Source organism: Acidicapsa borealis, assembly GCF_059115245.1.
Window position 1 is genome coordinate 5179597 of record NZ_JCACNY010000001.1, and the last position, 25645, is coordinate 5205241.

At 59.6% G+C, this 25645-nt stretch carries 16 protein-coding genes; 6 read left to right on the forward strand and 10 right to left on the reverse strand.

Annotated features, from left to right (window positions below; all coding sequences use genetic code 11):
* Window positions 1–62: 62 nt before the first annotated feature.
* The 3 genes from AC5S27_RS21050 to AC5S27_RS21060 all read right to left on the reverse strand — a co-directional run bounded on the left by AC5S27_RS21050 (window position 63) and on the right by AC5S27_RS21060 (window position 2784).
* Entirely contained in the window at window positions 63–1472 is a 1410-nt protein-coding gene (locus AC5S27_RS21050) for a flotillin family protein (protein WP_493936521.1), read from the reverse strand.
* Between the two features lie 96 nt (window positions 1473–1568).
* Window positions 1569–2228, reverse strand: coding sequence for an NfeD family membrane protein (locus AC5S27_RS21055; protein WP_493936522.1), 660 nt, complete (start codon window positions 2226–2228; stop codon window positions 1569–1571).
* 4 nt (window positions 2229–2232) lie between these two features.
* Complete coding sequence (locus AC5S27_RS21060; protein ID WP_493936523.1) at window positions 2233–2784, reverse strand: helix-turn-helix domain-containing protein; 552 nt, start codon at window positions 2782–2784, stop codon at window positions 2233–2235.
* A 554-nt stretch (window positions 2785–3338) separates the two neighbouring features.
* On the opposite strand from AC5S27_RS21060, the gene AC5S27_RS21065 reads away from it, so the two are divergent.
* Window positions 3339–5213, forward strand: a complete 1875-nt coding sequence (locus AC5S27_RS21065; protein WP_493936524.1) for a sensor domain-containing diguanylate cyclase — start codon at window positions 3339–3341, stop codon at window positions 5211–5213.
* Window positions 5214–5223: 10 nt separating this feature from the next.
* On the opposite strand, the gene AC5S27_RS21070 is transcribed toward AC5S27_RS21065, so the two are convergent.
* From AC5S27_RS21070 to AC5S27_RS21085, 4 genes are all read right to left on the reverse strand, one after another.
* A complete protein-coding gene (locus tag AC5S27_RS21070) occupies window positions 5224–8826 on the reverse strand; it encodes an Ig-like domain repeat protein (protein ID WP_493936525.1) in 3603 nt (1200 codons plus the stop codon).
* A gap of 86 nt (window positions 8827–8912) precedes the next feature.
* The gene (locus AC5S27_RS21075; protein WP_493936526.1) at window positions 8913–9593 is read right to left on the reverse strand and encodes a GNAT family N-acetyltransferase; all 681 of its coding nucleotides are present in this window, start codon (window positions 9591–9593) and stop codon (window positions 8913–8915) included.
* A 29-nt stretch (window positions 9594–9622) separates the two neighbouring features.
* Window positions 9623–10747, reverse strand: a complete 1125-nt coding sequence (locus AC5S27_RS21080; RefSeq protein ID WP_493936527.1) for a Fic family protein — start codon at window positions 10745–10747, stop codon at window positions 9623–9625.
* A gap of 116 nt (window positions 10748–10863) precedes the next feature.
* A complete protein-coding gene (locus AC5S27_RS21085; protein WP_493936528.1) occupies window positions 10864–12591 on the reverse strand; it encodes a class I SAM-dependent rRNA methyltransferase in 1728 nt (575 codons plus the stop codon).
* Window positions 12592–12780: 189 nt separating this feature from the next.
* Here AC5S27_RS21085 and AC5S27_RS21090 point away from each other — a divergent pair, with 189 nt between their 5' ends.
* From AC5S27_RS21090 to AC5S27_RS21105, 4 genes are all read left to right on the forward strand, one after another.
* The gene (locus tag AC5S27_RS21090; protein WP_493936529.1) at window positions 12781–15162 is read left to right on the forward strand and encodes a RelA/SpoT family protein; all 2382 of its coding nucleotides are present in this window, start codon (window positions 12781–12783) and stop codon (window positions 15160–15162) included.
* Window positions 15163–15488: 326 nt separating this feature from the next.
* Window positions 15489–16904: an ethanolamine ammonia-lyase subunit EutB gene (locus AC5S27_RS21095; RefSeq protein WP_493936530.1), complete on the forward strand. Its 1416-nt coding sequence runs from the start codon at window positions 15489–15491 to the stop codon at window positions 16902–16904.
* Window positions 16901–17725, forward strand: a complete 825-nt coding sequence (gene eutC, locus AC5S27_RS21100; protein WP_493936531.1) for an ethanolamine ammonia-lyase subunit EutC — start codon at window positions 16901–16903, stop codon at window positions 17723–17725. The genes AC5S27_RS21095 and eutC overlap by 4 nt, the downstream gene beginning before the upstream one ends.
* Entirely contained in the window at window positions 17722–18033 is a 312-nt protein-coding gene (locus AC5S27_RS21105; protein WP_493936532.1) for a hypothetical protein, read from the forward strand. Before eutC ends, AC5S27_RS21105 begins: the two co-directional genes overlap by 4 nt.
* Window positions 18034–18035: 2 nt before the next feature.
* Here AC5S27_RS21105 and AC5S27_RS21110 read toward each other — a convergent pair whose 3' ends face one another.
* The 3 genes from AC5S27_RS21110 to AC5S27_RS21120 form a co-directional block, all read right to left on the reverse strand.
* Complete coding sequence (locus tag AC5S27_RS21110) at window positions 18036–19247, reverse strand: tetratricopeptide repeat protein (protein ID WP_493936533.1); 1212 nt, start codon at window positions 19245–19247, stop codon at window positions 18036–18038.
* A gap of 149 nt (window positions 19248–19396) precedes the next feature.
* Entirely contained in the window at window positions 19397–22951 is a 3555-nt protein-coding gene (locus tag AC5S27_RS21115) for a TonB-dependent receptor (RefSeq protein ID WP_493936534.1), read from the reverse strand.
* An 825-nt stretch (window positions 22952–23776) separates the two neighbouring features.
* Window positions 23777–24604 (reverse strand): RDD family protein, encoded by an 828-nt coding sequence (locus AC5S27_RS21120; RefSeq protein WP_493936535.1) that lies wholly within the window; start codon window positions 24602–24604, stop codon window positions 23777–23779.
* Between AC5S27_RS21120 and AC5S27_RS21125 the strand changes: the two genes are divergently transcribed.
* Window positions 24604–25572 carry a stage II sporulation protein M gene (locus AC5S27_RS21125; RefSeq protein ID WP_493936536.1) on the forward strand — a complete coding sequence of 323 codons (969 nt, stop codon included), beginning with the start codon at window positions 24604–24606 and terminating at the stop codon, window positions 25570–25572. The genes AC5S27_RS21120 and AC5S27_RS21125 overlap by 1 nt on opposite strands.
* The last annotated feature ends 73 nt before the right edge of the window (window positions 25573–25645 follow it).

Sequence of the window (25645 nt, forward strand, 5' to 3'; positions counted from 1 at the left end):
ATCGAATGTCGGTTGTCAGCGGCCGGGACTTTGCAGTCCCGGCCCGTTTGTTATCCCAAACGTTATTTGTCGTCTTCCGGCTTCTGACGCATCTGCTGCACGTTGGCCATCAGACTCTTGATGTCCATGCCGCTGAGCGCCTCGAAGATAGCCGGCACCTGCGCGGCGATCTTCGTCATGTCGCCGGTGATCTTGTTCACGCCTGCCGCACCGTCGTTGCCGGTTGAGATGACTGTGATCTTGTCTACCTTCGACAGCGGCTCACTCATCGCGCGAACCACATCGGCCATGTTGGTCAGGAGCTTATCGACCACCGCAGCCTGGTTCCAGCCCTGGTACGCTTCGGCCTTGAGGTTCATCGCCTTGGCTTCTGCTTCGCCCTTCTGGAAGATGATGGAAGCTTCCGCTTCACCCTGCACGCGAATTGAAGAACCACGGCCTTCAGCCTCTGTCGTCAAGCGGGCTTTCTCTGCTGACGCCAGCGTTTCAATACGCTGCCGATCAATCTCCGCCGGCTTCAACACTGTCGCGATCAATTCCTTTTCGCGGCGCAGAATTTCAGCTTCCTGCACTTTGACCTGGGCCTCTTTCTCCGTCTGCTCGATCTTCACCTGCTCAGCAATGACCTGCTGCTGCATGATGTTGGTCTGGATCTCGTAAGCCTTATCCGCCGTAGCCTGTTGCCTGCGGCTCTGCTCTGCGTACTGCGACTTCTTGATGTCCATGTCGCGCTGCGCTTCTGCCTGACGAGCCTGCGATGCCGCTTCTGCAATGACACGCTCCTGGTCCGCCTGCGCCTTGGCTACTGCCGACTCACGAAGAGCTACTGCGCGTTGAATCGCTGTGTCGCGCTCCGCGGTGGCCGTTGCCATGTCTGCATCACGCTTAATACGCGCGATGTCCGGGCGGCCCATGTTCGAGATGTACTCATTCTTGTCACGTACCTCCTTGATGGTGAACGACACGACTTCAAGGCCCATCTTGCTCATGTCACCGGCGCAAGTGGTGCGCATACGCTCGCCTACCATCTCCGGCTCTTTCACAATCTGCTCCACCGTGAGCTGGCCGATGATGCCGCGCAGATGCCCTTCCATTACCAGTCGGATCAAGCCTTCTCGTTGCGGCGGAGTCTTGGTGAGGAACTGCTCAGCTGCGGTAAGAATCGAAGGCTGATCGCTGCGAACCTTGATCTGCGCAACCGCCTCAACAGTCACTGCCACACCTTGATTGGTGTAGAGATCCTGCTGCGGAGCTACGTCGAAGCTCATGAGTTCGAGCGATAACTCGCGGCAACTTTCCACCATCGGGAAAATTACAGTTCCATGGCCCGTGATTACACGGGGCCCGCGAAATCCATACACAATCAGCGCCTCGTTGGGTCCGGCCTTGCGAAACATCTTTGCCAGCAGCCCTAACAAAAACACCACTACCAATACGGCCAATCCAGAAAGCAAAACAATGTTGTTCATCATCGGGTTCCCGGTCCTTTCACCGGGAGGGTTACAGATGTTGGTTCTACAGCGTGCACAACTTAGTCCTGAGATATCCAGGGACTTACTCCTGCAAAGTTACGAATGCGCTTCGGGCAGGTCTTCCCACCGACGTACATAGGCAATGCCTTTCTCGTAGCGCATGACAAATACCTCTTCCCCTTTATCGATAGCAATTTCGCGATCGGCGCGTGCGGGGATAAACTTCCGCGCTCCCAGTTGCTCGTACAAAATCTCTCCGGTGCCGCCGACTCGAATCGGAGCGCTTACCCGACCAACGGCTCCGGCTACGGCAGTTTCGTCTGCTGTCAGCTCTTTCTCATGCGGCAGCAGTACCTTCGCTAAAAACCAGAAGACCACTGCACCACCGAGCAATCCGCACAGTGCCGCAAGCACAAAAACCGCACTTGCCACCAGCGTTCCATAGCGCGTCATCAGATAGCCCGCCGCGCCAAACCAGCAGAGAAATGCCATGATCGAAAACGCATTCCACCACGGAACAGAAGCCGACCCACCAGTCGATCCACCTCCGCCAGAGCCGCCATGCGGAACATGCACATGCGTCGCATGGAACCCATGAAAATGCCAGTTAATATGCCCCATGCCACCGAGCAGCGAAATGATGCTGAGCAGCAACCCGGCAATAAAACAAGCGAAATAGAAACCTTCCCAGAACCCCATACCTGCCTCCACAATCGACATTGCGCTCATACCCGACATCGGAACAATTGCAAACATCGCACTACCGCTTTCCTTTCCTCGCCGGCGTCTTCGCTTCTTCAGCGCCGGTCGCTTCCTGCTCTTCACCAGCCGATGTTTTGGCGGGCCTGAGCACTTCCATCAGCCTGGGCATCAGCCCCGGCGTTTCGATCACTGCCTCCAGCAAGAGGAGGCAATCCCGCGACTTGTCATGCCGCGCCAGGGTCAGCAAGGCATGCTTCAGGGTGGCGTCGCGGCGGAACTTCTCCGCCCCATCCACCAGCCACAGATCGAGCTTGTCTTCGATCGTGGCCATCCCCAGCGCCTCGCTCTGCAACTCCGGGTGGTAGCCTTCCGGGTCATCGACCAGATATCCCGGATGCACCTTGAAGAAGCTGGCCAGCGTCTGGCGGGTGGTGTTGGTCAGGTGCGGCCTTGCTCCGCTCTCGATTTGCGACAGATAGCTCTGGCTGATTTTTCCGCCCGTCTCCGCCTCGATTGCCCGCACCAGCTCCTGCTGGTTCAGCGCCCTACCCAGGCCGCGCAGACTGCCCTCAACCTCGCGCAGGTAACGAATTTTGTCTCCCAGCTTCATCGTTCAACCACTCCCGATTTCGGACCGCAAACAAGCCATATTGCAATCCGCAATTGAATATATCGCTGATTGCAATAATTAACAAGAAAAATCGGAATCGTTGTTGTGGATATCGCATCAGGACCAATTTAGGACAGGGATCATTCCAAAGATGGAGACCGGTATCCGACCTGGTGCCGATGCCCGGTCCATTGCCGATCTTTATACTCTGGAGGGTTTTAGAGGAGCTCATTTGCCTCGCACTTCAGGCTGGTGAGCCTCATCCAAAGCTTCAACCCATAAAACAAGAGCACGTAGTCCCTCCTTTCTCGCGGGAGTCCGGTTTTCGGATTTCCGCGCTTTCTTGCCCTGCAACATTGCTTGTGCCGGACAATTGGAGTCGACGGCACACAACGTTCAGGAGCTGGAGTTTTGGTGCTTCTACGGAATACTGAGGCTTTTATTGGCATCGTCAAAGTCTCCAGAGACGAACATCCTCCAATCGAATAAGGGTGGAATCGCAGCTCTGCATGGGGTATATACAAAGTGATAATCATGAAAATTCAGGCCCACTCTTGACTACTCCCACAACGAATCACGAAATTGAACGCATTGAAGCCCTGCTTAGTCTCGACATCCTGGACACTCCGGAAGAGCATGAATACGACGAGTTGGTGAAGCTGGCCTCGGAGATCTGCGATACACCAATCAGCCTTGTATCGCTCGTAGACCGCGAACGGCAATGGTTCAAGGCTGGCGTCGGCCTGGCGGCGAAAGAGACCCCGCGCAGTGTGTCCTTCTGCTCGCACGCCATCCAGCGTCCAGACCTGTTCGTCATCGAAAATGCAACGCAGGATGACAGGTTTCGTAATAACTCCCTGGTTACGGGTGAGCTCGGCATTCGTTTCTATGCCGGGATTCCACTGCACTCACCCAATGGCTATGCTGTCGGCACGCTCTGCGTCATCGACACCGTTCCGCGCGTGCTCACCGAGAACCAGAAAAACGCTTTGATCATCCTCGGCCGCCAGGTCAAGGCCCGCATGGAGTTGCGTTTCAAGCAGAACGCTCTGGAACGGGCGGCAGAAGACAATGCGCGCCTCGCTGCAACCCTGCGTGACCGCAACAGCCTTTTTCTCGCCTTCATGAACAACGGCCCGTTCGTCAGTTACATCAAGGACGCGGGGGGCCGCATGGTTTTTTACAACCAACAGCTGGCGAAGAGATACGACGTCTCGCCCGAGGAGTGGACCGGCCTGAAAGACGTCGAGATATGGCCGGCAGCCGTTGCAGAAGCCTTCCGCCAGAACGATCTGGAGATTCTGAACAACGGCGGGCCGGTGGAAATCAACGAGGTCTCCCCCGGCGCTGACGGCGATGTAACCCACTGGAAATCCTTCAAATTTCCTCTGCAGCTCGAAGATGGACAAATGATGCTTGCGGGTATGTCGCTCGATGTGACGGAAGAACTCCGCCGGCAGAAGGAACTCGAAAGGACAACTGAGGAGAAGATGGAACTGGCCAGAAGCCTGGAAAGTACCACCACCCTGTTCCAGACCTTCGTCAAGAACAACCCCAATGTCTGCTACTTCAAGTCGGACCAGGGTCGCTACCTGGCCTACAACGGGAAGTTCTCCGAACTCTTCGGTATCACAGGCGAGGAGTGGCTGGGCAAGACGGATCGCGAGGTGCTTCCACCTGAAATCGCGGACGAGTTTATGGGATTCGATGAGGCCATCCTGCAGAAGGACGAGGTCTTTGAGATTTCGCGCCGCCTGACAAACGCTGCCGGCGAAACGGTCTGGTTGAAATCCATCCAATTCCCAATCCGTATGAGCGACGGCCATTCCATCCTGGCCGGTGTCGCCATCGATGTAACCCGCGAGATTGAGAAGGGACTGGCGCTCACTGAGGCAAATCGTCAGCTGGAACGGCTCGCAACTACCGATGCGCTGACCGGGCTGAACAACCGTCGGGTATTTGAAGAAAGAATTGCCCGGGAGTTTACGACGGTTGGCCGCAGCGGACGCCTGATGACTGTGCTGCTGATGGATATCGACAACTTCAAGAAGCGCAACGATACCTACGGCCACGCTACCGGCGACGAGGCCCTGCGCATTCTCGGCAGGATTCTTCTCGAAACCGTACGACTGGACGATATGGCGGCGCGCATCGGGGGTGAAGAGTTCGCTGTGCTGCTCCCTGACACGGATCTTGCTGGCGCTTCCGAGTTCGCACGCAGGATTCAGCAACACCTGCGCGACGCTTACTTGGGCCCGATGCCATTGACCGTCAGCGTCGGCATAGCCACGGCCGACGGCGAAACGCGCGACTGGGAACACCTGGTATCGCTTGCAGACAACTCCATGTACGAGGCGAAACGAGCCGGGAAAGACCGCATCGCTATCCACACCGAACCTGGAGTTGCGCTCGAAAGCTCTGTCCGATAGGCAGAGGTTCCTAGGGCGTGACATTCACCGTCAGATAGGCGTTGTGGGTGACGGTGACGGTGTTTACCTCGGCCCCCGCAGTAATTTGCAGCGTATGCACGCCCAGCGGCGTTCCACCGTTGGTGGCCAGCGTGACTGAGTTGGTGCATCCGAGTCCCGCACCGGCGAGCCCGGCCATCAATAGCACCAACGCCAGCAGGCGGCCGCCCGAGATGCGCAGCCAGCGCGCCCGTCGGCCAATCGGCGAAAGCAGCAACCCGGCAAAGGCCAGCGCAACGCCTCCGCCAGCGGCAGGCCAGGGTGAGCGCCCAGGCTGGTTATTCTGCGAGATATTGCCACGCGTCGTGACGATGGTCAGCGTCGTAGCGCCGGTACTGGCGATGGTGCTAGGACTGAAGGTGCAGGCGATCGCTCCATTCGTCGGGGGATTCTGTTCGGCGCAGACCACCTGGATCGGTCCGGCCAGGCCGCCCAGCGAGGCGACATTGCAGGTCACGCTCTGCGTCGAGCCCTGGGTCAAGCTGACGTTGGTCGCATTGCAGGCGATGGTGAAGTCCTCAGCCTGCAGGCTTAATGAATTTGAAACCGCCGGCCCGAAGGTCGGATCGCCGGAGTACTGAGCGGTGATCGAATACGCGCCGGCTGGCAGATGTGGCACCGTGGTGGAAGCAATGCCGGTATCTCCAAGCCCCTGCAGCACTGGAATCTGGCCGCTGATCAGCGTGGTGCCGGCGTAGAACAGCACGTATCCCGAAGGATTCTGCTCCGCAGTTGCCGGCGGTGTATTCACCGGCGTGATGGTGGCAGAGAGCGCTACCGGCTGGTTCGGCGCCAGAATCGGACTGCTCTCGGTCAACGTCACAGTGACGGGAAGCAGGTTCGATGCCAGCAGCAGCGGACTCGATGTGCTGGCGCTGTAGCTTGCATCCCCGGAATAGACAGCCGTTACGGTATGCGAAACGGTTCCCGATAGACTCACGCCGGTCAGGATTGCCGTGTTGCTGCTGATCGCTACTGTCCCCAGCAGCGTAGTGCCTTGATCGTAAAACGACATGGTCCCCGTAATGGTGTACGCCGTCGTGGTAGCCGTCGAGGGCGCGACCGTGGCCGTGAATGTCTCGGGTACGCCGGTCGTCAACACGCTCGGAGTAGCGGCAATTGTGGTCACTGTTGCGCTCTTGACCACGGCGATCGTGATCGCAGGCGAGGTTGCAGCGTTGTAGTTCGTGTCGCCGGAGTAGACCCCTTGCAACGTATGCGAACCTGCGGTTGGAACGGTCACGCTCACGCTTCCGGAGGTCGTTGCAGCTGCGGTGGACAACAATGCATTGCCCGCCGTGACTCCATCCAGACTCACTGTCAGCGTTCCCGTCGGAGCCGTAGCTCCGGCATTGCTGGCGGTTACAGTCCCGGTGACAGTAATGGTGCTGCCTCCGGTTGGCGTCGTCGTGGAGGGTGTGATGACCAGCACAGTCGGGCTGGGTTGCACATTGATGGTCACCGGCTGCGACACAGCAGCCGCGTAGGTTGAGTCTCCGCTGTACTGCGCCTGAATATTATGGCCGCCTGCTGTGAACTGCCCTTGTTCCGACCACGAAGCGGTGCCGTCTGCCGCAAGCGTCACGGCGGTTCCTGCGTTGGCGCTCGTGGTCTCGTCGTAAAACTGGACAGTGCCTGTCGGCACCGTGCTGCCCGAGCCTGAGATCACCTTGGCGGCAAGTTTGATCACGGCTGACGGGTTATACGTAATTCCAGTCGCGGTGGTCATCGTGACGGTCGCAGGAGCGGTGCCGGTGGCATTCGGTGTGGCCCAGAGATCGACCAGAGTCTGCGCATTGATCGATCCGAGACCGGACGCGAGGTCATAGCCCGTTCCAGCGCTGAACCCAATCTCCCCCGCTTCGCTTCCAGTCGCTGCGCAATTTGGCGTGCCCATGATGCAGGCCAGCTTCGCCCCACCGGACGCTACGTCCACCAGAGGCGCAGAAGCTGTCCCAGTCTTGTTTAGCTCAGCCAGTCCCAGTGCATACAGATTGGGCGCAAGATTACCCTGAGCGCCATACTTCTGCGCGAGGACAGCGCCAATCCCGGAAAGGACCGCCGCGGAAGCCCCGCTTCCGCCTGCACTCACCAGACGGCAGCCACTCGCTGCCGAGTCTCCAGAAAAGCAGAACGCCATACCCCGGCTGCCTGGACCAGCAAGGATCGTGGGCAGGCTGATATCCGGCAGATAACGATGATGCCCGGCCGCGGTTCCCGGATCGGCCGCAGGCAGTCCCTGCGCCGTCTGCCAGGCCGGTGTTGCGTAGACCGCGCTGAATCCCCCGCCGGTCGCGTAGGCCGAGGCCGTCGCGCTGCCAGGCTGCCACCCGGCCAAGCCGGTCTGGCCGGCCGCATCGGAAGAAAACGCCACCGAGCCGACGGCTGTATTCCATGGAGTAGCTGCCAGAGCGTTTACCGCCAACCCGGTTGATACGGGAAGCTGGTCATCCGTCCGATGGCAGGCCGCGGCGCCGCTGTCGCCGGTCGCCGCGACGATCGCAATTCCCTCTGCGGCCGCTTGCCGGTAGAGGGCAGCATAAAAGGCCTGGTGCACCGTGCTCAGTCCGCTATCGCAATTCGAATAGCCAACGCTGACTGTGTGCGCCAATCCCTGATCGACAATCGCCGCCAACGCCAGGTCGAGGCCGTCCGTCGCATTGGTCGAGTCGGCTGGAACCAGGATGATTCTTGCTCCGGGAGCCGCGGCACCCGCCCAGGAAACCGCCTGCATCGTCGCGGCCTCGTCAGCCGTGCGCCCTGGATCGGCGCCTGCTGGCGAAACCAGCAATACCGCGTCCGGCAGGCCGAAGCTCTTGCGGAACACGGCGAAATCTTCCGCACGAACATTGCTGCGGGAAGGAATAGCGATGCCCTCGCCGGTGCCGGTTGCGCCACCAGCATGAAGCGCCGTCAAGTGCAGCCAATCCCCGGCCAGCGAAGGCGTGAGCGCCTGCGCTTTGCTTAGCGAAATCTCCGCCGCCAATGCCTCGGCCTTCAGCCCCGCTCCGCCCGAGGTCATGTCCGTAATCGTAGTCACCGCCGGAACGCTCAACGCGCCGTCCAGCGAAACCAGCCCCTGGACCTTCGACGCGATCGCCGCTGGCATGCTCACTTCGGTAGCAAACCGGTAGCGCGGCAATGCTCCAGCTTCCGTCGAAACCACCCGCTCAAGCGTCCCGCCAAATGCCTTCTGCACCTGCGCTGCCGTGCCTGAAAACTCGATCCAGCCACGCCCGGATGGAATGGCCGCAACGGTAAATCCCTGTGCCTTGAGCCATGCCGCAACCGTCGCCACGTCTGCCTGGCTCAGAGCAAATCGCCTGGCATACTCCGCTCCGGTCAGCCAGGAGTGATACTGCGCATTGCCGGGTGTCTGCTGCGCTTTCAACAGGGCATCCAAATCGCTCTGCTGCTGCGCACTCGGCTGCAAGAGGAGCAGGATGCGTTCGAGTTGGATGCCTGAAGAAGCGCCTTCAATTTCTTGCGCGCCAGCCGTGTACAGGCCTCCCGTCAACAGCCCGGCAAGCAGAAGGAGGAAGCACCATCGGCCAAAGCGAATTCTACGTCGCATTTTTCCCTTAATGTTGTAGTTCGGACTGATTGTATAGCCGCGCCTGCTGCGTCCTGTAGAGAAACTTCACTGTGTCCGCTGACGCGTCATTCAGCAAAGCTGCCAAACGTGCGTTTCTGCTTGCCGTCCTCATCAAAATTCTCCGCCGCAAGCCACGCCTCGAAGACTTTCCTTCTCGCCGGCCACTCAGAATCGAGAATCGAGTACCAGGCCGTGTCGCGGTTCTGCCCCTTGACGATCATGTGCTGGCGAAAGGTGCCTTCGTAGGTGAATCCGAACCGCTCGGCAGCGCGCTTTGAGGGCAGGTTGAGAGCATTGCACTTCCATTCGAAGCGCCGGTAGCCCAGGTCGTCGAAGATGTGCCGCGCCATCAGGTAGATCGTCTCGGTCGCCGCCTGCGTCCGCTGCACGCTGGGCGAGAACATCACGTTGCCTACCTCGATCACCCCATTTGGAGCATCGATTCGCATCAGGCTGGCGTAGCCCACGGCTTTGCCCAGGCCTTTCGGACGAATTGCGAAGAACAGCGCCGCAGTTCCCTTTTCCTTGGTCGCCAGAGCCGTAGCGAGATCCTCCTCGTGCGAATACGGTCCATCCCCCAGCCAAGTCCACACTTCATCGTGACCGAGTACCGCTTCCCATAGCTCATGTGTATGCCGCTCGGCCGAGAGCGGTTCAAGCGTGACCCAGCGGCCTTCGAGCGTCACCGGGCCGGGCAAACGTGCGGGCTGCCAATCGTTCATGGCATTGGAGATAGAGTCTGACATGTTCTCCAGCTTACCAGTCCGTCAGTCGATCAGTTGACCAGAGCCTCTTGAGATGCGGTGGCCAGTTCATAGCTGGTGCTGCGGCCCCCCTCCGCGCGCTTGATCAGGATGCCCTGCTCGACCAGAGCCAGAATGTCGCGCAGCGCCGTGTCCTGCGAACACTTCGCCAAAGCAGCCCATTTTGAGGTGGTCAGCTTGCCTTTGAAGTCGTCCAGCAGCAGGCCAAGCACCTTGCGCTGTCGTTCGTTGAAGGCTATTTCCTGCAACGAATCCCAGAACGCAGTCCGGTTAAGCACCCCGGCAAGTGCTGTCTGCGCAGCGTCGATAGCCCTCCCCATGCAGCCAAGAAACCACCTCAGCCAGCCCGTGATATCGAGCGATCCCTTCTGCGTGAATTCAAGGATGTTGTAATAGTCACGCCGTTCCAGACGGATTTGCGCGGACATGCTGTAGAAGCGCTGCGAACTCTGCTCCGAGCGAGCTAGCGCCAGATCAGCAATTGCCCGGGCAATGCGCCCGTTGCCATCGTCGAATGGGTGGATTGTGACAAACCACAGATGAGCGATGGCCGCCTTCATGACCCAGTCTGTATCGTTCGGCCTATTAAACCAGTCTAGGAACTTGGCGATTTCCCTACCCAACCGATCGGCCGCCGGAGCCTCGTAGTGAACGCGTTCCTTGCCCAATGCGCCGGAAACAACCTGCATTGGCCCCAAACGGTCATCGCGCCATTGGCCGACTCTGATCCTGCGCAGCCCGCTCCCTCCCGTGGGAAACAGCAGTCCATGCCACAGAAACAATCGCTCAGCCGTAAGCGGAGCCTGATAGTTCATCGTGGCATCCAGCGTCATCTCAACGACGCCATCGACATGCCGGTCCGCAGGCTTCAGGGCTGCAATCTCAAAGCCCAGCCGCTGCGCCAGCGAAGAGCGAACCTGATCGTCATCCAGCAGATCACCCTCGATCTCACTGGTCTTAACAACGTCCTGCGTCAGCGTCTTCAGCAAGGATTCCTGCCGGTGCCGCAGGCCGAAACCCTCCATCTTGCCCATCAGCCGCCCCTGCTGATGACGGACCGCAGCAAGCTGATCGGCGAAAGCGTCGTAATTCCAGGAAAAGCTGGGCCATTTCGGATTTTCGTGGATGTAGGTCATCGCAATCTCCGCGTGGATGCGTCGATTATGCGCCTTATTCTCCGCAAGCACAACCTATATAACGCATTTCTGCGGAGAATAGGCTATTTGTTCACCGCAAAAGCTGATTGTCCGGCTCAGTCCACCTGGCAGATCAGGCATTTGAGGTATTCGGTTTCAGGCAGATTCAGCAGGACCGGATGGTCTTCCGCGGCTCCACGGCGTTCCAGCAGCGTTACGCGGCGCTTTGCATCAACGGCCGCTGAAGCCACAGCGCTTTCCAGCTCTGCCCAGCTGACGTGGTGCGAGCAGGAGCAGGTGACCAGCAGACCGCCCGGCCGGAGCATGCGCAACGCGCGCAGGTTCAGCTCCTTGTAGCCGCGCAGTGCGCCTTCGACGGCGCGTTTGCTCTTGGCAAAGGCTGGCGGATCGAGCACGATCAGATCCCAGGCTGCCGCTTCTTCTTCGTCTGACCAGGCGCGCAGCAACTCAAACGCGTCGGCCTCAACCCATTCGACCGCCGCCGCACTGGGGTTCAATTCAAGGTTACGTTCGGCGACTTCGAGTGATGAGCGGGAAGCGTCGATGCCGGTTACTTCTTCGCAGACCTGAGCGAGATGCAGCGCGAAGCCGCCCTGATAGGTGCAGACATCGAGCGCCTTCTTCGTGCCGCGCGATTTGGCCCACCGGGCGGCGGCAGCGTAGTTCTGGCGCTGGTCGAGGAAGGCTCCTGTCTTCTGGCCGGAGTTGGCGTCGAAGTGGAAGCTGAGGCCATTCAGGCGAAAGAGCGTGTTTGCTACGGGAGCCGCAGGGTCGCTGGCATACAGCGGGGTTGTGACGGGAGCGGAAAGTCCTTCGAGCTCGCGGATGCGTGGGTCGGGGCGCTCCCAGATGGTCAGCTCTTCTCCTTTGAACTCATCGCGGAGAACGCTAACGCAGAAGGCGCGGGTTTCGGCGTTGTCGAGGCCCTTGGCCAGAAGCTGCACGATCACCACTCCGGCATATTTGTCGATGATGATGCCGGGCAGATCGTCGGCTTCTGAGAAGACCAGGCGGCAGGCACTCGTGTTCTCGTCCAACAGGCCTTTGCGGCGAGCAATGGCCGTGTGCAAGCGCGTGGCCATCAATGCCAGCCATTTCTCCTCATCGATCAGCTCGCGGGAAACAAGACGCAGGCTGATCTGAGACGCCGGACTATAAAGTGCGGTGCCGAGCGGAATACCGCGGTTATCGACCACGGGAATCAGCCCGGGAGCTTCGCCTTTACCAATCTCGACCTGCTCGATCTCCGTGGCATAGACCCAGAGATGGCCGCTGCGCAGCGACTCCGAGGCACGACGCGACACCATCGCACAAGGAACCGGAAGCTTCACCGATGCGCTGGCCGGGAAATTGCCTAAGGAGTTGCCACGCGGCGCAACAGCGTCGGTAGCGGGCTTGCGGAAGGGGCTGGAGGGGCGAGTTCCCGAGGGAACCGCGGGGCGTGAATCGGAGCGAGCGAAAGCCTGTGGACCATTCTGCGGCCTGGGCTTTGAAGCACTCGACGCTGCTTTTGACCCGCTGCTCGAAGCGGCCCTCACACCGGAAACCTGGCCAGCGCCCGGCCTGGCTTGCGGTCGGACTTGCGATCTGTTCTGCGACCGTGCCTGTGGTCTTGCCTGCTCCCAATCTGGGGTCGGGGAAGGTGGTACTGAGTCACGCATGGCCTGAGACACCGACTTGGAGACCGCCGCCCGCGATCCGGTGGCCCGGGATTCGACCGGCTTGGGACCGTAGGGAGATCGCTTGGATGCAGACTTTTGCGAAGGCTTAGACGGGGCGTACTTGTTGGGCGAGGGACTCTGGGGACGTTTGGGACCTGGCATGGTGCTCTCCTGCGGCGAGAGCACCTTCGGAGAGCCCGAAAGCGAATCGACCGTTATACTTTCTCTTCTTATAGATTACGCGCTTTCGGCTTTGATTCCGCAGTGTGCCGGACGGCGACACATTCTGTCGAATGACAAACACTCGGTCAATTGGCGAGACGATGTAATTTTTCCAGCCTATAATGAAGCATGGCGACCCATCCGACCAGTACTTCGGCAGCCAGCTCCGAGCCAATCTTCCCGCAGGAAGGCTTCGTTGAGCAGGTAACGGCGGTGGAATCGCCTGCCACTCTCCCAGTTCCGCTCCATACAGCAGCTGCTCCCGCGCCGGTCAAATCCAGCGTCAATGACGGTCCCATCGGTAAACGCTTCGAGCACCTGCTGAAGACGATCAAGATGCATCGCCCCACCGAAGATACTGCTCCCATCAAGAAGGCGTGGGAATTCTGCGTTCACTACCATGACGGCCAGATGCGTGCCTCGGGCGAGCCTTACATCATCCATCCGCTGGAAGTGGCGGAGGTGCTGGCGGAGATGAAGCTGGACTCCACTGCCATCGCTGCCGGCCTGTTGCATGACGCAGTCGAAGACACACCGGTGACGACCGCTGAGATTGCTACGGCGTTTGGCGAGCAGGTGGCGCACATCGTCGAAGGCGTCACCAAGATCGACAAGATCCAGTTCGCCAATCGTGAAGAGCGGCAGGCAGAGAACGTCCGCAAGATGCTGCTGGCGATGGTTTCAGACGTGCGCGTGGTGCTGATCAAGCTGGCTGACCGGTTGCACAACATGCGCACGCTGGAGCACCTGAAGCCCGACCGGCAGGAGTCAATCGCCCGCGAAACTCTGGACATCTATGCTCCGCTCGCTCACCGCCTCGGCATGGGCAAGGTGCGCGGTGAGCTTGAAGATCTGGCCTTCCGCTACACCGACCCGGTGAACTACAAGAAGGTCGCCGATGCCGTCGAAGCTCGCCGTCTGGAGGGCGAAGAGTTCCTCGCCACGGTCGAAGACGCGATCACCGAGCAACTCCGTGAACACAATATTCAGGCTCGCGTCGAGTGGCGCATCAAGCGCCTCTACTCGATCTTCCAGAAGCTTCACAAATCGCAGGTAGCCGTTGACCAGGTCTTTGATTTGCTGGCTATCCGCATCATCACCCAGAGTCAGGCAGACTGTTACGGCGTGCTGGGCTTGATCCACAGCCTCTGGCGGCCTGTTCCGGGGCGCGTGAAGGACTTCATCGCCATTCCCCGCGCCAATCTTTATCAGTCGCTGCACACGACCGTGATGGGTGATGGCGGACACCAGTTTGAAGTGCAGATCCGCACCGAGGAGATGCATAAGGTTGCCGAGGAAGGCATTGCGGCGCACTGGAAGTACAAGGCTGGCGAATCAGTGATCTCGGCCAAGGATGAGCAGCGGCTGGCCTGGGTCCGCGGCCTGGTCGACTGGCAGCGGGAGATGACCGACCCGAACGAGTTCCTCTCCAGCCTGAAGATGGACCTCTACCCGGACGAAGTCTACGCCTTCACTCCCAAGGGCAAAGTTGTAGTTGTGCCGGCGGAAGGTACGCCGGTGGACTTCGCCTACACGGTGCATACCGAGGTTGGCCATACCTGCATTGGCGCTAAGGTGAATGGGCGGATGGTGCCGCTCAAGACTAAGCTGCGCAACGGCGACATCGTGGAGATCGTGACGCAAAACGGGCACACGCCGAGCCGCGACTGGCTCACCTTCGTCAAGAGCCCGAGAGCGCGCAACAAGATCAAGCACTGGCTCAACGAGAACCAGCGGCAGCGGGCGATTGAAGTCGGCCGCAAGCTGCTGGAACGCGATGCCCGCAAATTCAAGATACCCATGGCGCGGCTGGACGATGCCGACCTGGCACGCGTGGCTGGCGACTATGGACTTGCTACCGCGACCGACCTGATGGCCGCTATCGGCTTTGGCAAGCATTCGGCGCGGCAGGTGCTGAACAAGCTGGCTCCCGGGTTGATTGCCTCGCCGAACGCGGGCGCTGCTGCTGAGGCTGAGGGAGCTGAGCCGAAGACAGCGGAATCTGCGATGTCGGATGCTGTGAAGAAGCTGCATCTGACCGGCTCGGATTCGCTGCAGGTTGAAGGGCAGAACGATCTGCTGGTCTATCGCGCGCGCTGTTGTAACCCGATTCGCGGGGAAGAGATTATCGGCTACGTAACGCGCGGCAAGGGCGTTGCGGTTCATGCCAAGAGCTGTCCAAACGTTACCAACCTCCTATACGAGACTGACCGCCGGATCGATGTGGATTGGGCGAAGACCGAGGCTGAACTTTCCGGCCATGCGCAGCGGTATCCGGTGAAGATCACTGTCTTCTGCGATGACCGCTCCGGAATGCTGAAGGAACTTACCGCGGTGATCTCCAATGACGACACGAATATCAAAGGCGTCGAGACAAGGGACGGCGAGAACGGCGAAGCTATCGTCGAATTTGTTGTCTTCGCCGAGGATCTGCGGCACCTAAATCGTATGGTGCTTGGGTTGCGGCGCGTGCCTGGTGTGCGCGATGTGCAGCGGTCGCAGAAGGTTTAACTGCCGGTCTTAAGAACTACTTTCCCTAAGTAACGACAATGCAAAATCCTTCATGCTGCTCGCATTCCAGGCGAACAAATGGCGGATGGGATTATGGGGGGGGAGGGGTATTTATTTTCTCTGCTTGCTTGAGTTGCATTTCGGGACAGCGGAGCCGGCGGCTATAAGAACAAAGGCGAACAGCAGATTCCCTTCAGGAATGACAAACCAAAAGGCAAGAGCAATGGGAAGATTTGTCGTTCTCTCTCTTGTACGCTTTTCGCACTTAAGAACACGCAACTGCGTTTGTTGAGTTCACGCGGGGAAAATGTCCTAAGCTAGGACTCATGGATTATGGGCACACATTGGGTGGGGTTCGGCATGGGTTTGGCAGCCTGGCGGAGCTGATGGCCAAGGCTACGCCGTTTCGCAGCGGGGATGCGCTGGCAGGGCTGGTTGCTGGTTCTTCTGAGGAGCGGGTGGCGGCGCAATATGCGTTGGCCGATCTGCCGCTTAGGCATTTTCTTGAAGAACTTTTGATTCCCTACGAGACCGATGAAGTCACGCGGCTGATTGTGGACTCGCACGACGCAGCGGCGTTTGCGCCGGTAGCTTCTTTGACTGTGGGCGAATTTCGCGACTGGCTCTTGTCAGAGGACGCGACGAGTGAGCGGCTGACGGCGCTTTCTCCAGGGCTGACGCCGGAGATGGTTGCCGCTGTGAGCAAGCTGATGCGGGTGCAGGATCTGATTCTGGTGGCGCGCAAGGTGCGGGTGATTGCGCGGTTTCGCACGACTCTGGGTTTGCCGGGGCGGATGTCGACTCGGTTGCAGCCGAACCATCCGACGGACGACGCGACGGGAATTGCGGCGTCGATGCTGGATGGGCTACTGCTGGGGTCGGGCGATGCGGTGATCGGGATCAATCCGGTGAGCGACAGTCCGGGGACAGTGACGCGACTGCTGCGCATGATTGACGCGGTGCGGGAGCGATTTTCGATTCCCACGCAGAACTGCGTGCTGGCCCACATTACGACGCAGATGAAGGCGATGGAGCAGGGCGCGCCGCTCGATCTGCTTTTCCAGTCGATAGCCGGGACTGAGGCCGCGAATGCCAGCTTTGGGATCAGCCTCGCGCTGTTGCAGGAGGGGCATGAGACGGCACAGGCGCTGGGGCGCGGTGGGGTTTGCGCGGATGGAAGCGTTGGGCGGAACGTGATGTATTTCGAGACGGGGCAGGGGTCGGCTCTATCGGCGAATGCGCATCATGGTGTGGATCAGCAGACGGTGGAGGCGCGGGCTTACGCTGTGGCGCGGCAGTTCAGCCCGATGCTGGTGAATACTGTTGTGGGCTTTATTGGGCCGGAGTATCTGTATGACGGAAAGCAGATTACTCGCGCTGCTCTTGAGGATCATTTCTGCGGGAAGCTTCTGGGGCTGCCGATGGGGTGTGATATCTGCTACACCAATCACGCTGAGGCGGACCAGGACGATATGGATGCGCTGCTGACACTGCTGGGCGCGGCGGGGATCCACTACATTATGGGTGTGCCGGGGGCGGATGATGTGATGCTGAATTACCAGAGCACGAGCTTCCACGATGCGCTCTACGTGCGGAAGGTGCTGGGTCTGCGGCATGCGCCGGAGTTTGAGGCATGGCTGCAAGGGTCCGGGTTTGAGCGGCTTCGGATGGAGGCACTGGGATCTGGCTCGGTGCTGGAGGAGATGGTAGGGGCAGTGCCGGAGAGGCTGCTGCCGGTATGACGGCTCCTGAGGATTCCCTGACTACAAATGATGCTCCAGCGTTGGGTGAGTTATCTGCGCCGTTGAGGCTTAAGCTTCGCGGGCTGACTCCGGCGCGGGTTGGGTTGCGCCGGGCGGGCAGCAGCGTGGCTACGGTGGAGGTGCTGGATTTTCAGCTGGCGCATGGACGAGCGCGCGACGCTGTGCATGCTCCGCTACAGGCAAGTGCACTGTTGCCGGGCTTGCAGGCGGTGACGGGCGGGGAGGTTCTGCTGTTGCATTCGGCGGCGACCGACCGAGCGACCTATCTGCAGCGGCCTGATCTCGGTCGACGGCTTATGCAGACGAGTGCCGGGAGACTGGCGGAGATGAATGCAGGGCCGTACGACCTCGCGGTGGTGGTTGCGGATGGGCTTTCCGCGCTGGCAGTGGAGCGGCATGCCGAGGCGCTGCTGGCGGAGCTGTTGCCGTTGCTTTCGCGGGAAACGCCCGGGTTGCGGCTGGCGCCTGTTTCGGTTGTGGAGCAGGGTCGGGTGGCGGTTGGCGACGAGATTGGTGCGGCGCTGCGGGCTGAGATGGTGATTGTGCTGATTGGCGAGCGGCCGGGGCTGAGTTCGCCGGACTCGCTGGGGGCTTACATTACCTGGAAGCCGCAGCTAGGGACGACTACCGATGCGGAACGGAATTGCATTTCGAATATTCGAACCGAGGGGTTGAGTTATGCCGACGCTGCGGTTCGGTTGCTGCACTACATCCGTGAGGCGCGAAGTAAAGGTCTGACGGGGGTGGCGCTGAAAGATCCGGATACCGTATCCCTGAAGTTGGGTGGTGGAGCGCAATGAGCGGGCAAGCTACAGGCTCAGATTTGAAGCGGCTGATCGGGCGCTGGGCGGAGCGGCTGATGATTGGGGTGGTTGTCGCCGCTGCGCTTACGTATGGCGGGGACTACGGCGTGTACGTTGGTCGCGGGAAGCCGCAGGACGCTGTGATGGTCGACCGGATGCTGGCGGTGCCGCTGAAGGGGAACAAGACGGAATTCGACTATCAGGGTTCTGCACCGCTGGCGTGTGCGCGGGCCCTTTTTCCGCAGGGCGGCGAGATGCCTTGCTGGTATCTGCGCCGGCACAAGACGCAGACGGACCAGTTGTAACTTCAGGGCTGATTAGGCGCCGGTGGTTTGGCGTCAGGGCTTGACGCCGGCTCGGGACGGGCATTGGCGTCGGCGATGCGCTTGTGCAGGCCCTCGTCCGTTTTCTTGTTGAGGGTGCTGGCCTTGGCGAATTCCGCCTTGGCTTCGTCGCGTTTGCCGAGAGATTGATAGAGCTTGGCCAAGCGGAAGTGAGCGGTGACGTTGTCGGGTTCGAGGGTGATGGTCTTCGTCAGCTCTCGCGCGGCAGATTCCCGGTCGCCGGTCTCCATGTAAACGATGCCGAGATCGAGGTGGATGAGCGGGACTGCCGGCAATTCTTTGACAGCCTGTTCAAGAGCCGGACGCGCGAGATCGAACTGGTTCTGCTGCATGTAGGTGTCGCCGAGATAGATGCGGGCCTGGCTATTGCGAGGATCATTGGCCAGTTCGGCCTGGAACTCGGGGATGGCTTCGTCGTAACGCTTCTGGGCCCAGAGCAGGTAGGCAAGGCCGAAGTGAACGTTGGGCTCTTTAGGATTGGCCTTGGCTGCCGCGCGAAACTGGTCGACAGCGCCGGCGTTGTCGCCTTTTTCGTCGAGAGCTTCGCCGGCGATCATGTCGGCTTCGGCGGAGTCGGGGTCAATGAGGAGGATCTCTTTGTAGACTGCGAGGGTGGCGTCCAGCTGCTTGGTCCAGAGGTAGCAGTGGGCGAGGGTCAGGCGCAGGGGCAAGTTGCGCTGATCGGCGGCGGCGGCCTCTTTCAGGTAGGGAATGGCGGCGGCGTAATCGCGGGTGCCGTAGTGGGACATGGCGATGAGCGTCTTGAGGCGGAGATCGTTCGGGTGGGATTTCAGCTCGGTTTGGAAGAGGGTGCCGGCTTCGGCGAATTGCCCCGATTTGAAGAGCGCGAGGCCGAGGTTGAGGTTGAGCTGCGGGATGGGTTTGCCTTCGGCTCTGACGAGGGATTGGGCTTTGCGGTAGTGCGTGATGGCTTGAGGATACTGCTCCTGACGGGCTTCCAAAAGACCGAGGTGAGCGAATGCCTGGGCGTTGCGCGGCTGGACTTTGACTACGACTTCCCAGGCTGACTGGGCTTCCGCGAACTTACCTTGCTGTTCGTAGGCGAGCGCTGACTGTACTGGATTGGTTGCGCCTTTTGAAGGAGTGCCTTGCTGTGCCGGGCAGAGGCTGGCTGCGAGCAGCACGGTGAAACACGCAATCGACAGACCCTTCACAGCTGACTCCCTTTTGTCCCGGAACAAGTTTACTCGGCGCATGGAACCAGCCACAAACCTCCGGTAAGTGCGCACTTGGCGATCGTGAGGAAATAAAAAAAGGGCGCTGCGCGGAGTGATCCGTGCAGCGCCCGGGAGTTGCGTTGGAGTTAGAACACGAACTTGGCGCCGAGCTCCATCACACGAGGATCCCAAGTGGCGGTTGCTTTACCGTACTTGCCTCCATCGTTGTTGTTGGTGTCGATGCTGTTGAATTGCGTGTGGTTGAAGGTGTTGAAGGTCTCAGCGCGGAACTCGAAGTGAGCCCGTTCGCCGAGAGCAAACGACTTGTAGAGCGAGGTGTTGAAGTTGGTGCGGTTGGGGCCGACGAAGGTATCGCGACGGCCGTTGCCGAAGCCGAGGTTAGGACCGCCGAGCCAGCCTGGTGTAGGAGCTGCCAGAGGATCGCTAGTGCCATCGGTGGCGGGTGTGCTGAACCAGTTATCCGCCTTGTGGTGGTACTTGATCTTGCCGACAACATTGGCGCGATTGGTGTAGTTGCCGCCAAGGCCGATAGGATCAGGTACGCCGCCGAAGGATGCGCCGAAGGGTACACCGGTTTCCCAGATTACCGTTCCAGCAAGAGTCCAGCCACCGGCGACGGTGCGCAGGAGCCCGGTTGAGTGATTGAAGATAGGCAGCTTATAGATGTAGTTGCCCTGGAGGATGTGACGGCGATCGAAAGCGCCACCGCCCTTGTCGTACTTCAGGTTCCAGGGATTGCTGACGGTTTGGAGATCGGTGCTGTTGGGAGACACGTCGATCTCGTGAGACCAGGTGTAGTCGAGCTCGCCACTGAGGCCCCACTTGTTCTGAACACGAAGACCGGTCTGGAAGCCGTTGTAGTTTCCGTTGGTCGTGTTCTCTTCCTGGCTGATCGATCCGTATCCTGCGTAGGTGCGATAGGCATTGCCCAGACCGGGGTTGCTCAGGCTCTGTCCGTTGTATCCGACGGAACGCTGGCGGATGACATTGGGCGTGGTGATGGGGAAGTTGTTGAGCGGACGAACGATGTTCTGGTGCCAGGCGAGGTTGCCCACGTACTGAACCACCCAGATCACCGAGGGCTTGAGTTCGTGCTGCACTCCAAGGCTGAACTGCGCGACGGCAGGGGCCTTGTAGGTGCGGGCAAGAGTGGTCAAGTTCGCAGGCAGGATGGGCAGGTTGGTAACGCTGAGGCAGTTATCCGGATTGCTGGTGTCGGCTTGCGAAGACCACGAGCAATGCGGGTTGCTGTAATACACGTTGCTGACGCTGGGCGTGTATTCAAAGGGCAAGTTGCTGTTGGCAACGCCGTAGATATCGTTCCCCTGCAACCGCTCGTAGAAGGTACCGAGACCACCGCGAAGCACGGTCTTGCCGGCTCCTGTGAGGTCATAAGAGAAGCCTACGCGTGGCTGGAGAGTGGCGTAATCGTTGACAACGAGGCCGACCGGAATGCCCTGCTGTCCGGGGAAGACCATGCCGTTGAGGTAGTAGGGAGCAACGAAGCCTGTCGGAGTGCTGACGCCCACGCTGCTTGCGTTGATGGAGTTGTCGGGGTTCCAGATTGGCGCCGTTGGAATGTACTGCGCCGGATCGAAGTTCGCCAAGGCGTTGTTGCGCTCCCATGCGTGCGGCAGGGCGTCATAGCGAAGGCCGAGTTGGAGATTCAACTGCGGGGTGACTTTCCAGTTGTCGTTCACATAGGCCGACGTCGTGTTGTTGACGTAGTGGCGGATGGACATTGACTGGGGCTGTGAGTAGCCGCCGGAGAGACCGATGACCATGCTCATCCATGGATCGCCGGAGGTTCCGCCGTTGCCGTTACCCGTCTGGTTGGCGCCGAAGCTGTAATCGCCCGCGGCATCCGCCTGCAACTGCTGGTTCTTGGTGTAGCGGTTGAAGCTGAAGCCGAACTTCATGGCGTGCTTGCCCTTGGTGTAAGAGATATCCACCTTCGGTGAATAGTCCTCGGCGGCATTGTGCCAGTCACCGTAGCCGGTCTGTTCCCCGATGCAGATACCTGTTCCGCAAACGGAGACGCCCGGATACTGGGCAGAACCGGAGTTGGTGAAGAAGTTCGCCGTGGTGAAGGCAGGAGATGCAAGGGAAGTCTTGGCGTTGGTGATGTTGATGATGTTGCCATCGTAGTTGAACGAGGCTTCCACCAGCATGTTGGGCGAGAGATTCGCTGTGGCCTTGACTGCCGCGCTGTTGGACGGGTTGCTCAGGGTGCTGGCGATGGTGTTGTACGATTCCCAGTTCCAGCCGAGGTCGGCGAGGGGATAGCCCTGGGTCACGCTGTCGTGAATGTAGTGACCGAGAATCTGCCACTTGCTATTCACCTGGTGATCGATGCGGACGATCTCTTCGCTGACGGTGATGGGGTTGGTGATCGACGAGACGTTCTGGTCGGATGACTGCTGCGAGACCTTTGGAATCAAAGGCGACGCGAGGTAGGCGACGCCGTTGCCGTCGAACAAGGAGTGAGGGATCTTCTGCAGCCCGCTGCCTTCGTCGGTGGGGAAGGGCATTCCGCGGTATCCGCTGAGCCCGGCCGCTGCGAGTTTCGCGGCAAAAGCTGGATCCGGGACTTGGGTAACCGTCGGGACCACGATCTGCTGGCCGGGTGCCCACTTGGGGATCTGATAGAGCAAATCGGTTCCCGCAACTGGACGATCCGCGTCAGGAATGGTGTTTTGGACGTTGGGAGCGCTGCCCTGGATGATGCGGCGGAACTCCTGGTTGTAGAAGAAGAAGGTCTTACCGCGAGGGTAGACGTGAGGGATGAAGAGCGGTCCGCCGAGGTTGCCGCCGAAGATGTTCTGACGGAGTTTGGCTACCGGGGAATTCTGGCCGTTGTGCTTGTTGAAGTAGTAATTGGCATCGAGAGCATCATTGCGGAAGAACTCAAACAATTCGCCGTGGTACTTCTGGCCGCCGCTCTTGAGCGCAAGGCTCATGGTCGCGCCGGAGGAGATACCGTAGTCGGGCGGATAGTTGCTGGCCAGCACTTCAAACTGCGCGATGGCGTCCTGCGAAGGCATGACGTCCATGCCGCCGGCGCCGCCGCGGTCGTCGGCTTCACCGCCATCGATGAGCCAGATGTTGTGGCTCTGGCGAAGGCCGTTGACGCTGATCGAGAAGCTGGCTGCGACCGAGGTCGGAGTGTTGCTGTCGGGAAGGTTGGAGCTGACGCCGAGACCCAGCGCCGCGAGGGCTGCGAAGTTGCGATTCTCGGTGGCGAGTTCGGTGACCTGGTCACCGCTGATCAGGGTGCTGACGGTGTTTGAGTCTGCCTGGACCTGAAGAGCATCGGCGGTAACGGTAACTTCCTGCGACTCGGCACCGACGCTCAGTTTCACGTCCGCGCCCAGGGTCTGGGAGACGTTCAGCACCAGGCCATTGGTGGTCGATGTCTGGAAGCCTTTTGCGCTGACTTTCAGTGTGTAGGTTCCGATGTTCAGCGCGGGGAATACGTAGCCGCCTGTGGCATTGCTCAAGCTGTTGTAAACGAAGCCAGTGTCCTGCTGCGTCAGTACCAGTTTTGCTCCTGGGACTGCTGCTCCGGTCTGGTCCGTGACAGTGCCGACGATTTCAGAGTTTTGCTGCGCCATGGCTGCGACGCATACAAACACTAAAAACAGCGGCACGATGAGAAATTTGAATCTCGCGAGTCTCATGTGACCTTCCTTTTCAAGTTCTTCCTAGTTCCCTGCTGTGCTTCTTCTTTTCGCTTCGACCGTACATCTGGGATAAAGCCGTAAAGGAAAGAACGCGTACGTATCCGGTCGTTTTGCGAAGCCTTTTGGAAGCGCTTTTTGAGAAGAACAGCCTTGGACTTGTCCCCCCGGAAGATCCCGTCCGTATCTGGGCGCCGGTGAGTTTTATTCCCTGTCAAAATTCCGATGTTGTTCGTTCTTCTACTGCAATTCCGGCATTCAAGTCACCGGTAAATGGATTTACTTCGATACCGCAAGATGTGACCAAAGGTTTGCGCAAGCATTTAGCTCGTCTTGCACGACACTTGTCAAGTGGAAAAATCCGCTACTTTCCCAACGGGTTATACGGCAGTCCGGAGGACTGGACTGCAGCACACGCCGCTCCGCGAGTGACTCTGCGGGTTTGTGTCGATTTCGAGTCAAACGTTTTAGCGGAATGGCCAAACCTCGGGGCGAAACGCGACGGGAAAGCTGTCTGTTTTGTACCGCTACGCATTAAATGCGGAGAGAAGACGGTTTGTCAAGACATTGGAGGGGAAAGAGTTACCTGTCCAAGGTCAGGTGAAATGTAACTGTTTTCAAACAATTGGAGCAAAGACGCCCCAGATTTAGGTGGCCGCAGGTAATCCTTGCAGATTGTTCAATTTTGGACGGTTTGAACGCTTGGGCGGATTGCAACGGAGCGCCTGACAAGGAATGAAAAGCATTACATTCGCCGGAATACAACTTTCGGGTCGATGCGGACTTTTCCAGACTCTGAGGTCGGCTCGCCGGCCGCGGGCGCGGTCAGGCGATCCGTGCCAGGTCACGTAACTGACTGGCAATCTCTTCAAGGAAGGTCTCGGTGCTGACGCCTGCCGGTACCTGAAGATCTGTCTTGGCGCGCACCACGGTGGCAATCCGGTCGGCGAGTTTTTCGCGAGTCTGCAGGCTGAAATCGAGGCGGCGGGCAAAAAATCCTTCGAGCACTTCGAGGTCGGCGGCGCCGAGCCGGTGCACCTGGCTGGAGGGAAGGTCGAAGGCTCGGGCTCGGGTAGCAAGTGCGGGGGCTGGGTTGAACATACCGGCGGTGAAGGTGCGCGTGCTTGCGGAGCTGGCGGTGGTGAGATGTTCGCGCTCGTGGACGACGAGGGTGCCGGCAGCGAGATCTCCGAGGCGCTGGTGCTGCTTTGTAAGAAACATGGTGACGATGCCGACGGCGTAGATGCCGGGGAACTGATCGACGATGCGCAGGAAGTTGCGGGTCATCGATTCGAAGAGTCCGATGCCGCGGCCGGTGCGCTGGATGACGCGGATCTTGACGACACGCTTGCCGGGAGTGCGGCCATTCCAGAAGGCTTCGAAGAGGGTGAAATAGCCCCAGTAGATGAGGAACGGGACAGCGATGGAGATGGCGGTGGCCCACTTTTCGCCAATCTTGCTGAAGTGAGAAAGGCTGGGGTCGACCAGGGCGATGACGATGACGAAGGCGATGATGACGACCAGCCAAATGAGGTAATCGACCAGGAGAGCTGCGAAACGGCTGCCCAGGCCGGCGAGCGGCATGTCGATTGCCACCATCTCTGGGGTTTCAATGCTAAGCTGGTCCCATTCAGGCTCCCTGTATCCGCTCAATGACTACCGTCCTCTCGAACCACTGGATTCAAAAACGTACTCCGTACTGGGAACGGCTGACGACTCTGGTCGCGGCGGCCGATACGACCCGGCTACGCGGTCTTTCGCGCGCCGAGTTACAGGAACTGGCACTACTATACCGCCAAGTCGCTTCGGACTTATCCACGCTGCGGCAGGACAGGACTTCGGCGGCGCTGGCCGGGCAAATCAATCATCTGCTGGCTCGGGCTCACCATATCATTTATTCGAGCCGGAAATCGACGTGGCGGAACTTCTTTCTGTATTTGTGGGAGGGGTACCCGCGGGTCTTTCGCGAGCAGATCGGGTTTGTGTTTGCCAGCCTGGTGATCACGCTGGTGGGTGCGGTGGTGGCGGCGGGGTTTACGCTGGCCAACCCGCGATTTGCTGAGCCGATTCTGGGGCCGACGGTCATCAACAGCATTGAGCGGCACGAGATGTGGACGCATTCGGTGGTTTCGGTTGCGCCGCAGGCGGCGAGCGGCATCATGACCAACAATCTCTCGGTTTCATTTACGGCGTTTGCCGGTGGATTGCTGTTCGGGACGGGGTCTGTCTATCTGCTCTTCGTCAACGGGCTAATGCTGGGAGCTGTGGGTGTGGCTTGCCAGAAGGCGGGGATGGCGATTCCGCTGTGGAGCTTTGTGGCGCCGCATGGGTCGCTGGAGCTGCCGGCGATTGTGATTGCCGGGGCAGCGGGACTGAGGCTGGGGTATGGGATGCTCTTTCCGGGGATTTATCGATGGAAGGATTCGGTGGCCAAGGCCGGGGCGGAGGCGGTGCAGATCGTCTCTGGTGTGATTCCGATGCTGATTATTGCCGGCACGCTGGAGGGATTCTTCTCGCCGTCGGCGGCGCCGGTGGCGCTGAAGTTTCTGGTGGGTGGGGTACTGTTTGTGCTGCTGAATGCGTGGCTCTTTCGGCCGCTGCGCAAGGCTGCCGCTGTCTAGCCACGCTTGATGCGTTTGGGTTCGATGCCTGCGGGTTTGATACCTACGCGTTTGCACCGCTCTGGATGAAGGT